10 protein-coding genes are annotated in these 13,106 nt (G+C 62.9%); 7 read left to right on the top strand and 3 right to left on the bottom strand.

What is annotated here, in order from left to right:
- Nucleotides 1-293: 293 nt before the first annotated feature.
- The 4 genes from AC522E_RS01845 to AC522E_RS01830 all read left to right on the top strand — a co-directional run bounded on the left by AC522E_RS01845 (nt 294) and on the right by AC522E_RS01830 (nt 5,909).
- A complete protein-coding gene (locus AC522E_RS01845) occupies nt 294-2,606 on the top strand; it encodes a glucose/quinate/shikimate family membrane-bound PQQ-dependent dehydrogenase (protein WP_500748707.1) in 2,313 nt (770 codons plus the stop codon).
- 131 nt (nt 2,607-2,737) lie between these two features.
- A complete protein-coding gene (locus AC522E_RS01840) occupies nt 2,738-4,810 on the top strand; it encodes an FUSC family protein (RefSeq protein WP_500748706.1) in 2,073 nt (690 codons plus the stop codon).
- The gene (locus AC522E_RS01835) at nt 4,807-5,007 is read left to right on the top strand and encodes a DUF1656 domain-containing protein (protein WP_500748705.1); all 201 of its coding nucleotides are present in this window, start codon (nt 4,807-4,809) and stop codon (nt 5,005-5,007) included. Before AC522E_RS01840 ends, AC522E_RS01835 begins: the two co-directional genes overlap by 4 nt.
- Nucleotides 5,008-5,018: 11 nt before the next feature.
- Complete coding sequence (locus AC522E_RS01830; RefSeq protein WP_500748704.1) at nt 5,019-5,909, top strand: efflux RND transporter periplasmic adaptor subunit; 891 nt, start codon at nt 5,019-5,021, stop codon at nt 5,907-5,909.
- A gap of 75 nt (nt 5,910-5,984) precedes the next feature.
- Here AC522E_RS01830 and AC522E_RS01825 read toward each other — a convergent pair whose 3' ends face one another.
- From AC522E_RS01825 to AC522E_RS01815, 3 genes are all read right to left on the bottom strand, one after another.
- Nucleotides 5,985-6,803 (bottom strand): alpha/beta fold hydrolase, encoded by an 819-nt coding sequence (locus tag AC522E_RS01825; protein ID WP_500748703.1) that lies wholly within the window; start codon nt 6,801-6,803, stop codon nt 5,985-5,987.
- A 175-nt stretch (nt 6,804-6,978) separates the two neighbouring features.
- The gene (locus AC522E_RS01820; RefSeq protein WP_500748702.1) at nt 6,979-8,601 is read right to left on the bottom strand and encodes an ABC-F family ATP-binding cassette domain-containing protein; all 1,623 of its coding nucleotides are present in this window, start codon (nt 8,599-8,601) and stop codon (nt 6,979-6,981) included.
- Nucleotides 8,602-8,716: 115 nt separating this feature from the next.
- Nucleotides 8,717-9,310: a cupin domain-containing protein gene (locus AC522E_RS01815; protein ID WP_500748701.1), complete on the bottom strand. Its 594-nt coding sequence runs from the start codon at nt 9,308-9,310 to the stop codon at nt 8,717-8,719.
- A gap of 242 nt (nt 9,311-9,552) precedes the next feature.
- Between AC522E_RS01815 and AC522E_RS01810 the strand changes: the two genes are divergently transcribed.
- From AC522E_RS01810 to AC522E_RS01800, 3 genes are all read left to right on the top strand, one after another.
- The gene (locus tag AC522E_RS01810; protein ID WP_500748700.1) at nt 9,553-10,653 is read left to right on the top strand and encodes an ABC transporter ATP-binding protein; all 1,101 of its coding nucleotides are present in this window, start codon (nt 9,553-9,555) and stop codon (nt 10,651-10,653) included.
- A 61-nt stretch (nt 10,654-10,714) separates the two neighbouring features.
- Nucleotides 10,715-11,764 (top strand): ABC transporter substrate-binding protein, encoded by a 1,050-nt coding sequence (locus AC522E_RS01805; protein WP_500748699.1) that lies wholly within the window; start codon nt 10,715-10,717, stop codon nt 11,762-11,764.
- Nucleotides 11,765-11,865: 101 nt separating this feature from the next.
- Nucleotides 11,866-13,101 carry an ABC transporter permease gene (locus tag AC522E_RS01800; RefSeq protein WP_500748698.1) on the top strand — a complete coding sequence of 412 codons (1,236 nt, stop codon included), beginning with the start codon at nt 11,866-11,868 and terminating at the stop codon, nt 13,099-13,101.
- The last annotated feature ends 5 nt before the right edge of the window (nt 13,102-13,106 follow it).

Here is a 13,106-nt window from a genome sequence, read left to right as displayed (position 1 = left end):
CGGGACCAGGGAAGCTCCTGGCGGTGATTGTCAAAGCATCGGGCAGTTTGGATCTGTGCTGCGGAGTAACAGCGGGGCCCCAGGTACGCCGCACTCACAGGCCGGAGGCGACTGCACCCAACCATCCGGCACTCGCTTTCAACCAAACCCTTGCCGGAAGGAGTGTCTGGATGTGACATCCGATCCTTATTTTCCTAAGTCGGTGGAAAGTTAAGCCCTTGGTGGAACAATATTCCAGGTGGAGCAGTTTGGGGAACCTGCGGTGACACGCGTGATCCGCCGAAGGACACAGCATGATCGTCAGCTTCATTCTGCTGCTCGCGCTCGGACTGTTCATGGGAGGCGGTGGGGCGTGGCTCCTCTGGCTCGGCGGCAGTCCCTACTACCTGCTGGCAGGCGTGGCTTTTCTCGCCACAGCCTTCCTGGTTCTGCGCCGCGATCCGGCGGCGCGGCTTCTCTATGCCGGCATCGTGCTCGGCACGTTGGCTTGGGCGCTATGGGAAGTTGGGTTCGACTGGTGGCCGCTCGGCACCCGGGGCGGCCTCGTCGTGCTCCTCGGCCTATGGCTCCTCACGCCCTGGGCACTTGGTCGCCGGACAGGCTGGACCTTCGGGCGGCTTGCCCTTGCTGCGTCGCTACTGATCGCCATCGCCGTGGCGGGGTTCTCCCTGTTCAAGGACCCGCACGATCAGCGCGGTCGCCTCGAACTCGCGGCCACGGCAGCAAGCCCGGCAACAGCATCGGAACCGATCCCTGCCGGCGAATGGCACCACTACGGACGCACACTCCTGGGCCAGCGCTACTCGCCGCTCGCCCAGATCACCCCGCAGAACGTCAATCAGCTGACCGTGGCGTGGACCTATCGCACGGGCGACGTCAAACAGCCCCAGGATGTGACGGAGACCACCTATCAGGTGACGCCGCTCATGGCGGGCGGCCTTCTGTATCTCTGCACGCCACATAACCTCGCCATCGCCCTGGATGCAGCGACGGGTCAGGAGCGCTGGCGCTTCGATCCCAATGTTGGGCTCGACCCTGACCGGCAGCACCAGACCTGCCGCGGCGTCTCGTTCCATGTCGATCCGGCACGAGCGGCCGAGCCCTGCGGCGCCCGCGTGTTTCTCCCCACCTCGGATGCCCGTTTGATCGCGCTCGATGCAAAGAGCGGAACTGTCTGCTCCGGATTTGGTGCCAACGGTACTCTCGACCTCTGGGCCAACATGCCCAACCAGCGCAGCGGCTTCTACTATTCCACTTCGCCGCCCGTGATTGCGCGCAACCTCATCATCGTGGGCGGCGCCGTGAATGACAACTATGCCGTCCAAGCTCCGTCGGGCGTCGTTCGCGCCTTCGACGTCAATACAGGCGCGCTGGTGTGGAATTGGGATTCCGGCAACCCGGACCATACGCAGCCGATTGGGGAGGGCGAGACCTACAAGCCCAACTCGCCCAACGTCTGGTCGGTCATGAGCGCGGACGAGAGCCTCGGCCTTCTCTATCTGCCGCTCGGCAACCGAACGCCCGATCAGCTGGGCTGGGACCGCAGCCCGGCGGTGGAGCGCTTTTCCTCATCGATCACCGCGCTCGACCTCACGACCGGCCAAGTGCGCTGGGTGTTCCAGACCGTGCACCATGACCTCTGGGACATGGACGTACCTGCCCAGCCTGTGCTGATCGATATCGCGACTGCAAATGGTTCCGTGCCGGCCCTGGTCGGCCCCACCAAGCAGGGTGACCTCTATGTGCTCGACCGGCGCACAGGCTCCCCCATCGTTCCTGTGGCGGAGCGCCCCGCACCGACGGGTGCGATCAAGGAGGACTGGACGGCGCCGACTCAGCCCGTATCTAACCTCAGCTTCGAGCCGCGACCGATGGAGGAGCGGGACATGTGGGGCGTCAGTCTTCTCGACCAGCTCGTCTGCCGCATCCAGTTTCGTTCTCTGCGCTATGCCGGACGCTACACGCCCCCTTCCCTTGAGGGTACGCTCGTCTATCCGGGCAATTTCGGCGTGTTTAACTGGGGCTCGGTGGCCGTCGATCCTGTGCGGCAGGTGATGTTCGGCATGCCGACCTATCTTGCCTTCACCTCGCAGCTGATCCCCTCGGCGGAGATCGGCCCCAACCAGAAGGTCAACACGGGTGAGGCCGGCCTCAATCTCAATGTGGGTGGTCCTTATGGGGTGATCATGGCCCCGTTCATGTCGCCCATCGGCCTGCCCTGTCAGGCTCCGCCCTGGGGCTATGTCGCGGGGGTGGACCTCAAGACGGGTCGGATCGCCTACAAGCTGAAGAACGGTACGATCCGCGACGCAGGCCCCTTCCCGCTCCCGCCGATCCAGCTTGGGGTACCAGGCATCGGTGGTCCCATGGTCACGGCCGGCGGCGTGGTCTTCCTGGGCGCGACCATCGACAACTACCTGCGTGCCTACGATCTCGCGACCGGTGAGACGCTCTGGCGGCACAGATTGCCCGCCGGCGGACAGTCGACGCCCATGAGCTACGAGGTCGGCGGGCGGCAGTTCGTGGTTCACGTTGCTGGCGGCCATGGCTCGATCGGCACCACGCCGGGCGATTACGTGATCGCCTATGCGCTGCCGCAGCGATGAGCGTGAGCGACATCGATCTGCGCCCCGGCATGGTGACAATGGCAGCATGCCCTACTTGATCGGGCACGTTGGCCGCGGCTGTGTCCGGGCGTTGGTTTCCCGCCACCGCCATGCTTCGAGAGGCGATTTCCATGGTGCAGGCGGGCTGGCGGGACGTGCTGTTCTCGGTCAAGACCTTCGGTGCGGCCGTAATGGCCCTCTACATCGCCTTTGCCCTCGACCTGACGCAGCCCACCTGGGCCATGCTGACGGTCTTCGTCGTCTCCCAGCCCATTGCCGGAATGGTGGCGGCGAAATCCCTGTTTCGTGTCATAGGGACAATCGTAGGAGCCTCCATGGCCCTCGTGCTGGTGGCGGCCTTCGCGCAGAGCAGTCCGCTGTTCCTGGTGTCCCTCGCCTTGTGGATCGGCGCCTGCACCTTCACGTCGGTCCTGCTGCGCGATGCACCGGCCGCCTACGGTGCCATGCTATCGGGATATACCGCTGCCATTGTGGGCATTCCGGCCGCCCTCGCGCCGGGAACTGCCTTCGACTATGCGGTCGGCCGCTGCATGGAGATCTTGCTCGGAATTGGTTGTGCAACCCTGGTCAGCCAAGTGATCCTTCCACGGACCGCAGGCGAGGCCCTCAAGGCATCTGTCAATGCCACCCTTGGCGACGCGGCAGCCTGGACAAGGGACGTGCTGCGCGGCGAGAGTCGGGAAGAGAAGGCACGCGTGGACCAGCGGAAGATGATCGCCGACGCGATCTCCCTCGACGCTCTGAGGGTCTTTGCGACCTTCGACACGCCTTCCGTGAGGGCGGCCAGCGACGTTGTGCGGCGCCTGCAGGGTGAATTGCTGTCCCTTCTGGCCATCCTTGTTTCGATCTCCGACCGTCTGGCGCTCTTGCAGGATCTTGCGCCCGGTAAACATGAGGCCGTCCAGGACATTCTCGGCCAGGTGGCATCCGTCCACCTTGACCCGAACGATCCCATCAGGCGCGATCACGACTTCCGGGCCGAGACCGAAAGGTTGCGGGAAGCGGTTAAGAGCCGCCTGCCGACCTTCGACGACATGGTGCGCGATCACGAGATGATCCCCGTGCGCAACATCCTTCTGCGTATCGTGGATCTGATGGCAACCTGGAGGCGGATCCCCGACCTGCGCGATGCTCTGCTGGTGGGCAAGCCCGTGCCCCTATCCGAGGCAGCGCCCTCACCAGCCCGCTATCGCGACATCACCTTTGCGCTGGTGGCCGGATCCATCTCCACCACCGCAGTCCTGACGACCTCCGCCTTGTGGATGGCCTCCGGCTGGCCGGAGGGCAGCTCAGCGGTGATCTTCAGCGGCGTGATCTGCAGCATTCTCGGGGCGTTGGATGATCCGGCTACCTCGGCAGCCAACTTCCTGCGCATGACTCTGGTCTCGGTGATCCTTGCCGCAATCTATATGTTCGCCATCCTGCCTGCCATCGACGGGTTCGTCTCGCTCGTGGCCGCGCTTCTGCCCTTCTATCTGCCCTTTGGCGTTCTCCTCAGCCTGCCACGCATCGGTCTCAAGGTCACGCCGCTCGGCCTCAACCTTGTGGCGTTTCTCGGCCTTACCAACGTGCGCAGCCAACCCGATTTCGCGAGTTTCGCCAATTCGAGCCTTGCGTTGCTGGCAGGCATCGGGACGGGAATCCTGATATTCAGGCTGCTGCGCCCACTTGGGGTGGATTGGACGGTCAGACGCATCCGGCGCGGTGTGCTGGAAGACCTGGCGAGATTAGCCGGGTCTGAAACCAAGGTAGACCGCAATCGTTTCGCAAGCCGGATGTTCGACCGGATCAACGCTCTCTTCTCCCGTCTCGACGCAACGCAGCCCGATCAACGGGCTCTCATGCGCAGCGCGCTGTCTGCTCTGAGAGTCGGCTTCAATCTCATCCTGCTGAAAGAGGCACGACGCGAGCTCCCGCGGGAAGCCAGAGCAGCCATTGATCGGGTTTTGGCGGCACTTGAGCGGCACTTTGGGGACTTGGCAATGGGCGCAGCCGTCAGCCACCCCTTGCACGAGATCGACGATGCAGTTGCCCTTCTTCTCGCGCGTCCTGCGGCGCGAGCGGAAGACCTTTTGACAGCGCTCGTCGCCCTCAGCAGTGCGATACACCGGAACGCGGACCTGTTCGGGCAGGTCCGGACTTCGCCGGTGCCTCACGCCCTCAGTCAGAAGCATCCCGCATGATCAAGGAAATCGACCTTTTCGGCATCTATTTGCCACCCATGCTCGGCTACGCGGCGGCGGCGGCGCTGATCTGGCTGGGACTGCGCCAGTGCCTTGCGTGGGCCGGCGCCTATCGCCTCGTATGGCACCCGGCGCTGTTCAACACCGCGCTGTATGTCCTCATTCTCTCGTTCTGCATCGCCATCGTCTTCCGTTAGGGCCCCTTCCCATGGCAGCCTCTTCCACTGTTCGCGTCGTCGTCACAACACTGGTGATCGCTGCCGCCGCAGCCGCGGCATGGTTTGCTTGGCAGAGCTACATGGAGACACCGTGGACACGCGATGGCCGCGTACGAGCCAACATCGTGGAAATCGCCCCGGATGTGTCGGGGGCTGTCGCTGACGTTCGTGTGAAGGACAACCAGCCGGTGAGGAAGGGCGATATCCTCTTTACCATCGATCCGGAGCCCTACCGCTTTGCGCTTTCCCAAGCCGAGGCCAATGTGCAGGGACGCGAGCAGGAACTGGGGCAGCGTCGCCGTGAACTCGAGCGGCGCACTCGTCTGTCGAGCCTCGCCATCACGGCCGAGGCTCGGGAACAGGCAGAGACCGCCGCCGCGACGGCGGAGGCTGCCCACGATCAGGCCCTCGCTGCGCTCAACACCGCCCGGCTCAACCTTGATCGCACGCAGCTCCGCTCTCCTGTCAACGGCTTCGTGACGAACCTGCAGGTCGACACAGGTGACTACGCAACCGTAGGACGGGCTCTGCTTGCCATTGTGGACAGCGACTCGTTTTACGTGGCGGGTTACTTCGAGGAGACCAAGATCCGCAACCTGCACGAAGGCGACCCGGCGATCGTTCGTCTCATGGGATTTCCCGACGGGATCGAGGGCCATGTGGACAGCATCTCGCGCGCCATTGCGGACCGGGAGACAGCACAGACCACCAATGGCCTGATCGCGAACGTCAACCCGACTTTCAGCTGGGTGCGGTTGGCGCAGCGTGTCCCTGTCCGGATTGTCCTCGACAAAGTTCCGGAGGATGTGCGGTTGAGCGCAGGCATGACCGCAACGGTCGTGGTGCATCCCGCTCGAGCCACGTCGCAGACCGTTCAGTGACTTGGCTCGGTCTATGCCCCTGACCGGCTCCGGAGATTTATGATGTTCACGGGGATGTCGGTGCTATTCCGCCGACTAGGCGTGGCCTTGACCTGACAGGGAGCCGACCGATGCCAGAAAATGCGTGACTTCGCGCAGCACCGGCTCCGGCTGCTCGCGATGGGGGACATGCCCACACGCGGGCATGATCACGGCCCGGGCGGGAGCGCTTGAGAGATGAGCGATGCGCTCAGGATGTCGCTGCGACCCGTATTCGTCTTGGTCGCCGTGGATGGCAAGGGTCGGGCAACGGACCTGTTTCAGATCCTCGTCGAGGCTCCAGAGCCTGAAGGCCGGCGCCAGCCAGGTTTCGATCCAGGCGTCCAGCACCCATCGGGCCTTCGGGCCGTGATACCGCTCGAGGCGCTCGATTTGACCCGGCTCCCGGAAGGCAGCCTGGGCTGCCCTTATGCCGGCAAGGGTACGGTCCTCGACGAAGGCCTGAGCGGCCTCCGTCACCAGCGCAGCACAACGGTCGGGTAAACTCGCCGCCGTGGCCACAGCCATCGCTCCGCCCACGCTATGGCCGAACGGGATCATTGCATCGAAACCAAGCTGCTCGCGCAGCCGTCGAACACTTGTCACCGCCTCATCGCGTATGAAATGCGCCGGAAGCGTTCCGGGATAAGGGTCCGACCGGCCGAAGCCCAACCGGTCGTAGGCCACGACAGGCCGCTGGGCCGCCGCTGCAAGTTTCTCGGGAAAGTCCCGCCAGAGGTCCACGCACCCGAGCGAGTCGTGGAAGAGGACGATGGTCGCATCGGAGCCGAGGCGCCGGTTCGGCGGCGTCCAGGTCTTCGCAAAGAGTTTTCCCCGCTCTGTGCCAATCCAATGCTCGCTCGATTTCAGGTCCATCCACATCGTTCCATCGCGGTTTCTGCTGCCCCTTCGGATCCCATGCACACAACAAGGAAAGCCTGCATTCCCGATCCGGCCGGAGAAGGCCCCTTGAATTTTCCCATCCCCCCTGCTTCACCGTTATCCGGGCCGGGAGCCATGGCACATCCCGAAGGTTCGCTCGATCGGCCACTCAACTCCGCAGGCCCGGCGCCTCCTGGCCCGTACGCGCCACGTACTCAGTATATCCGCCGCCGTACTGATGGATGCCTTCTGGCGTAAGCTCCAGAACGCGATTGGACAGTGCCCCCAGGAAGTGGCGGTCGTGGGAGACGAAGAGCATCGTGCCCTCATACCGCGACAGCGCTTCGATCAGCATCTCCTTTGTCGCGATGTCGAGATGGTTCGTCGGCTCGTCAAGCACCAGGAAATTCGGCGGATCATAGAGCATCCTGGCCATCACCAGCCGGGCTTTCTCGCCACCAGAGAGGACGCGACATTTCTTCTCTGCGTCGTCGCCAGAGAAGCCGAAGCATCCAGCGAGCGTTCGCAGCGAGCCTTGGCCAGCCTGAGGGAATGCATCCTCCAGCCACTGGAACACCGTGCGTTCGCCGTCCAGCATCTCCATGGCGTGCTGGGCGAAGTAGCCCATTTTCACGCTGCCCCCCACCGCAACTGTCCCTTCGTCGGGCTGCGTGGCGCCTGCAACGAGCTTCAGCAGGGTCGATTTCCCGGCGCCGTTGACGCCCATGACGCACCATCGCTCTTTCCGGCGCACCACGAAGTCCAGCCCCTCGTAAATGCTCTGCCTCCCGTAGCGCTTGTGAACGCGCTTCAGGCTGACCACGTCGTCCCCGGAGTGGGGCGCCGGTCGAAACTCGAATGCCACGGACTGCCGACGTTTCGGAGGCTCTACCCGGTCGATCTTCTCGAGCTTCTTGACGCGGCTCTGCACCTGGGCGGCGTGTGAGGCGCGCGCCTTGAAGCGCTCGATGAACTTGATCTCCTTCGCGAGCATTGCCTGCTGCCGCTCGAACTGTGCCTGTTGTTGTTTCTCGTTCAGCGCGCGCTGCTGCTCGTAGAATTCGTAGTCGCCGGAATATGTCGTCAACGCCCCACCGTCGATCTCGATGACCTTTGTGACGATGCGGTTCATGAAGGCACGGTCATGCGAGGTCATGAGCAGCGCACCTTCGTAACCCTTCAGGAACGCCTCGAGCCAGATCAGGCTTTCGAGATCCAGATGATTGCTCGGCTCGTCAAGGAGCATGACGTCAGGACGCATCAGGAGGATGCGGGCGAGCGCGACGCGCATCTTCCAGCCTCCCGACAGCGCGCCTACGTCAGACTCCATCATCTCCTGGCTGAAGCCGAGACCCGCCAGGACTTCACGCGCCCGGCCCTCGAGGGAATAGCCATCCAGTTCCTCATAGCGCGCCTGCACCTCGCCATAACGTTCGATGATTCTGTCGAGATCGTCGGCCTGGGCCGGATCCACCATCGCGGCCTCCAGGTCCTTCAGTTCCGCAGCCACCGCGCTCACCGGACCGGCGCCGTCCATGACCTCGGCCACGGCACTGCGGCCCGCCATCTCGCCGACATCCTGGCTGAAGTAGCCGATCGTGACGCCGCGATCGACGGCGACTTGGCCCTCATCGGGTTGCTCCTCCTTGGTGATCATTCGGAAGAGCGTCGTCTTTCCCGCGCCGTTGGGGCCGACCAGACCGATCTTCTCCTCCTTCTGGAGGGTCGCGGAGGCCTCGATGAAAAGGATCCGGTGACTGTTTTGCTTGCTGACGTTCTCAACGCGAATCATGGGTCTCGAGCCTGGAGGGGATGCGGCGGCCTTATCATGTGTCACGCCCGACGACGAGCATCCTCGTCCGGACGAAACGCCACGTGCACAGGCGGGAACTGCCCAGAACCTGATCTCACAGATAGGGCGGCGTGCAGGCGCTCACGACGATGCACGCGATCTTTCCGGGATTGCGGAAGCGGTGCGGCTCCCGACTGTCGAAGAGATAGGCGTCGCCCGGCTGCAGGATCCTGACCTGGTTGCCGACCGTCAGCTCAAGTTCACCTGAGATCACCACCCCGCCCTCGTGCGAGTCGTGTTTGAGCATGGATGGGCCGGTGTCGGCGCCGGGCTCGTAACGTTCGTGCAGAATCTGCAGGTTATGTGCCCTTGCGTCGCCTACCTGCCGGAAGCTGAGCCCTCCCTGCCGGCGGCTTCCATTGAGCCGATAGAGCTGGGACGTCAGGTCGATGAGGCTATCCTTGGTGAAGAAGACCGTATCCGTCCGGTCCCGTTCGGGCGCGAAAAAATCGGCCATTGTCATATCGAGGCCGTCCAGGATGTGGCGCAGCGACGCCACAGAAGGACTGTTCTTGTTCTGCTCGATCATGGAGATCAGTCCGTGGGTCACGCCGGACCGCGCGGCGAGATCGCGCTGGGTCAGGCCAGCGGCGAGACGCAACTCCTTGAGGCGCGCACCGACATTCATCACGCTGTGCTTCCTGGTCACGTCATGTCCCCATCGTCCCGCTGCCCTTCCGGCAAGATCGGATCACTACCGACCGTTGTGCAAAAATTCTAGCAGAGACCGCTTGCGTTGATCAATATTCTAAGCAATGCTCAAAAAATAACGACAAGGCGCTCAGCCGAACCGAGGGACCACTGACTATGGACCGAACGACGGATCGTCGTGGCGGCGCCTTGAAATATGGCGGACCGCGTGCAGAATCTTCCCCGGAATGGGTGTGACCAGTGACTGTGGGACAGGATTCCTCCGCCATTGTCAGTTTGCGCGGCGTAACCAAAAGCTACGACGGGGTATCGCTCGTGGTGCGGCATCTCGACCTCGACATCAAGCGAGGTGAGTTCCTGACCCTGCTCGGCCCGTCCGGCTCCGGCAAGACGACGACGCTGATGATGCTTGCGGGGTTCGAGAGCGCGACGACAGGCGACATCCTGCTCGAGGGCCGCCCGGTGACGAACCAGCCACCGCATAGGCGGGGCATCGGTATGGTCTTTCAGAACTATGCCCTCTTCCCGCACATGACGGTCGCAGAAAATCTCGCCTTCCCCCTCGAGGTTCGGAAGCTTCCGCGGGCAGAGATCGCTGAGAAGGTTGCAAGAGCCCTCGACATGGTGCGGCTCGGAACGCTCGGCGACCGACGCCCTGGTCAGCTTTCTGGCGGCCAGCAGCAGCGTGTTGCGCTCGCCAGAGCCCTCGTCTTCGAGCCCTCGCTCGTCCTGATGGACGAGCCGCTTGGCGCCCTCGACAAGCAACTGCGCGAGCATATGCAGTATGAGATTCGTGCCCTGCACGAGCGGCTCGGCGTGACCTTCGTCTATGTAACACACGACCAGATCGAAGCGCTGGCCATGTCGGATCGCATCGCGGTCTTCCACGAAGGCATCATCCAGCAGCTTGCGTCTGCACAGGACCTCTACGAGCGTCCAGCAAACGCCTTCGTGGCCTCGTTCGTCGGCGAGAGCAACAGCCTGCCGGGCAAACTTGCGGATCTTTGCGACGGGGCCGCACGTGTCGCGCTCGGCGGCACGTCGATCAAGGGCCGGCGGGCCGATGTCGATGCTGTCGGGGAGGAAGCCATCGTCTCGACCCGGCCGGAGCGCCTACGGTTTCTTCGCCAGGACGAGACGGCGGCGAACGTGCTCGACGGCACCGTGCGCGAAATTATCTACCTCGGTGATCACCTGCGCGTCGTGGTGTCCGTCGCCTCCGTCGATTGCGTCGTGAAGCTCGCCAATACCAGCCAGGCGAGACCGAGTGCCATAGGCGAGGCCGTCAGGATCGGATTCGAGCCGGAGGATTGCGTCATTCTGAAACGGTCTGCGGCCTGAACGGGTGTCCTGCGACCTCAGAAAAAAAGCCGCAGGGAGCGGTCTTTCAAAGGAGAGCGACATGAAGAAGAAGTGGATTGCGTTGGCGACTGGCGCCCTTCTCGCAGGCACTGTGCTAGCGGCTCCGGCGAGCGCGCGGTCGTTGACTGTCGTTTCGTGGGGCGGTGCCTATCAGGACGCGCAGAAGAAGATCTATTTTGAGCCGTTCAAGAAGGCTTCCGGAAAGGACCTGATCGACGAGTCGTGGGACGGCGGCATTGGCGTGCTGCGCGCCAAGGTCCAGGGTGGCGCGGTGCCATGGGACGTGGTGCAGGTCGAATCCGAGGAACTGGAGATCGGCTGTGACGAGGGTCTCTATGAAGAGCTCGACTGGTCCAAGATCGGTGGCAAGGATGCCTATCTGCCGGCGGCAGTGCACAATTGCGGCGTTGGCGCCATCCTCTACAATTTCGTCATCGGCTACGACAAGGACAAGCTGAAGACCGCGCCGAGCGGCTGGGCGGATTTCTTCGACACGGCGAAGTTTCCCGGCAAGCGCGGCCTTCGCCAAGGGCCTAAGACGACGTTGGAATTCGCGCTCTTGGCAGACGGCGTGGCACCGGCCGACGTTTATAAGGTTCTCGCTACCCCGGCGGGCATTGACCGCGCCTTCAAGAAGCTGGACACCATCAAGAAGGACATCGTCTGGTGGAAGGCCGGCGCTCAGCCCCCGCAGCTGCTCGCTTCTGGCGAGGTCGCCATGACGGCCGTTTACAATGGCCGCATCGACGCTGCCAACAAGGCAGATAAGCGGAATTTCGGAATCGTCTGGAACGGCTCGCTCTACACGGTGGACTCATTTGTGATCTTGAAAGGATCGCCAAACAAGGATGACGCCTACAAGTTTCTCGATTTCGTCGGCAAGAAGGAAAACCAGGCCAAGCTTCCTGAATACATCGCCTATGGCGTAACCAACAAGGAAGCCGACAAACTCATCGATCCCAAGCGCCTCGCGGATCTGCCGACGCACCCCGACCACCTCGGCGTCTCGCTGCAGATCTCGGACAAGTTCTGGATCGAGAATCTCGACAAGCTGAACGAGCGCTTCAACAAGTGGGCGGCCACCAACTAAACGGCCCGTAACCCGTCATGGCCGGTGCGGTCCGGCCATGGCTTCCTTGCCGTCGAGGGTGACGGGGCCAAACGACCAAGCCAGAACGACAACGATCGAGAGTGAGCGTGAGCAACGAGCGCATCGACATCCTCATGCAGGTCAAGCGGGCGGAGCGTAGGCGGCGCCGGATGGCGATCATGCTCGTCATGCCGCTCGTGCTTTTTCTGCTCCTTACGTTCGTCGCCCCCCTGGTCGAGATGCTGCGGCGCTCGACAGTCGACATGGACCTGCGCCAGAACTGGCCTAGGGTCACCGCCGCCCTCTCCTCATGGGATGGGCGGGATCTTCCCCCTGAGGAGACTTTTTCCGCCCTTGGCGCGGATCTGCAGGCGAGCGCGAAGGCACGCACTGCTGCCACTGTTGCTCGGCGGCTCAACTATGCTGATCCAGGAGCACGCACCCTCATTATGAGCAGTGCCCGCAAGGTCGGCAGTCTCGAATCCGAACCGCAGAGCTGGCGCGAAGCTCTCATTGGCATGGACCCGGCATGGGGAGAAAAGAGGACCTGGGCCTTGCTGCAGCAGTCGAGCGGTCCTCTGACGAGCTTCTATGCCCTCTACGCTCTCGATCTGCGCAAGGACATCGACGGCAACATCGTCGCCGCCCCCGACCAGGAAGCAATTTTCGTCGACATCCTGCTGCGCACCCTGTCGATCGCTGGTGCTGTCACGCTGATCTGCCTTGTACTCGGGTTCCCGATTGCATTTCTCCTGGCGAACAGCCCCCCGAGGATCGGCAATCTCCTTCTCATTCTTGTGCTCGTGCCGTTCTGGACATCGCTGCTCGTTCGCATCGCCGCCTGGGTCGTGCTGCTCCAGGACAACGGCCTGATCAACGACGCACTGATGGCCCTCGGGCTCATCGAGCATCCGATCCGGTTAATCTACAACCGCACCGGCGTGATCATCGCGATGGTGCATGTGCTTTTGCCCTTCATGATCATGCCGCTCTACGGTGTCATGAAGACAGTCCCGCCGCAGCTCTACCGTGCCGGCCTGTCGCTCGGCGCACCACCCTTCACCTCCTTCCTGCGCATCTATCTGCCCCAGACGAAGCCTGGCATCTTCGCAGGCGTGCTTCTCGTGTTCATCATGGCAGTCGGATACTATATCACGCCAGCATTGATCGGTGGCGCCAATGACCAGATGATCAGCTGGTTCATCGCCTTCTACACCACCGACACGGCCAACTGGGGACTCGCTGCGGCGCTTGGCCTCGTGCTTCTGATCGCTGTCGGCATCCTCTATGGCATCTATCAGCGCCTCACCGGCGCCCGCAGCGTCGCGTTCGGATAGGAGGG

The organism is Microvirga sp. BF8, assembly GCF_059888585.1.
This window is presented reverse-complemented; position numbering and strand designations above follow the sequence as displayed.

What these genes read in the sequence shown, in the direction of transcription:
- AC522E_RS01845 (WP_500748707.1), top strand. Translation starts at nt 294, where the DNA reads ATGATCGTCAGCTTCATTCTGCTGCTCGCGCTCGGACTGTTCATGGGA.
- AC522E_RS01835 (WP_500748705.1), top strand. Translation starts at nt 4,807, where the DNA reads ATGATCAAGGAAATCGACCTTTTCGGCATCTATTTGCCACCCATGCTC.
- AC522E_RS01805 (WP_500748699.1), top strand. Translation starts at nt 10,715, where the DNA reads ATGAAGAAGAAGTGGATTGCGTTGGCGACTGGCGCCCTTCTCGCAGGC.
- AC522E_RS01830 (WP_500748704.1), top strand. Translation starts at nt 5,019, where the DNA reads ATGGCAGCCTCTTCCACTGTTCGCGTCGTCGTCACAACACTGGTGATC.
- AC522E_RS01825 (WP_500748703.1), bottom strand. Translation starts at nt 6,803, where the DNA reads ATGGACCTGAAATCGAGCGAGCATTGGATTGGCACAGAGCGGGGAAAA.
- AC522E_RS01840 (WP_500748706.1), top strand. Translation starts at nt 2,738, where the DNA reads ATGGTGCAGGCGGGCTGGCGGGACGTGCTGTTCTCGGTCAAGACCTTC.
- AC522E_RS01820 (WP_500748702.1), bottom strand. Translation starts at nt 8,601, where the DNA reads ATGATTCGCGTTGAGAACGTCAGCAAGCAAAACAGTCACCGGATCCTT.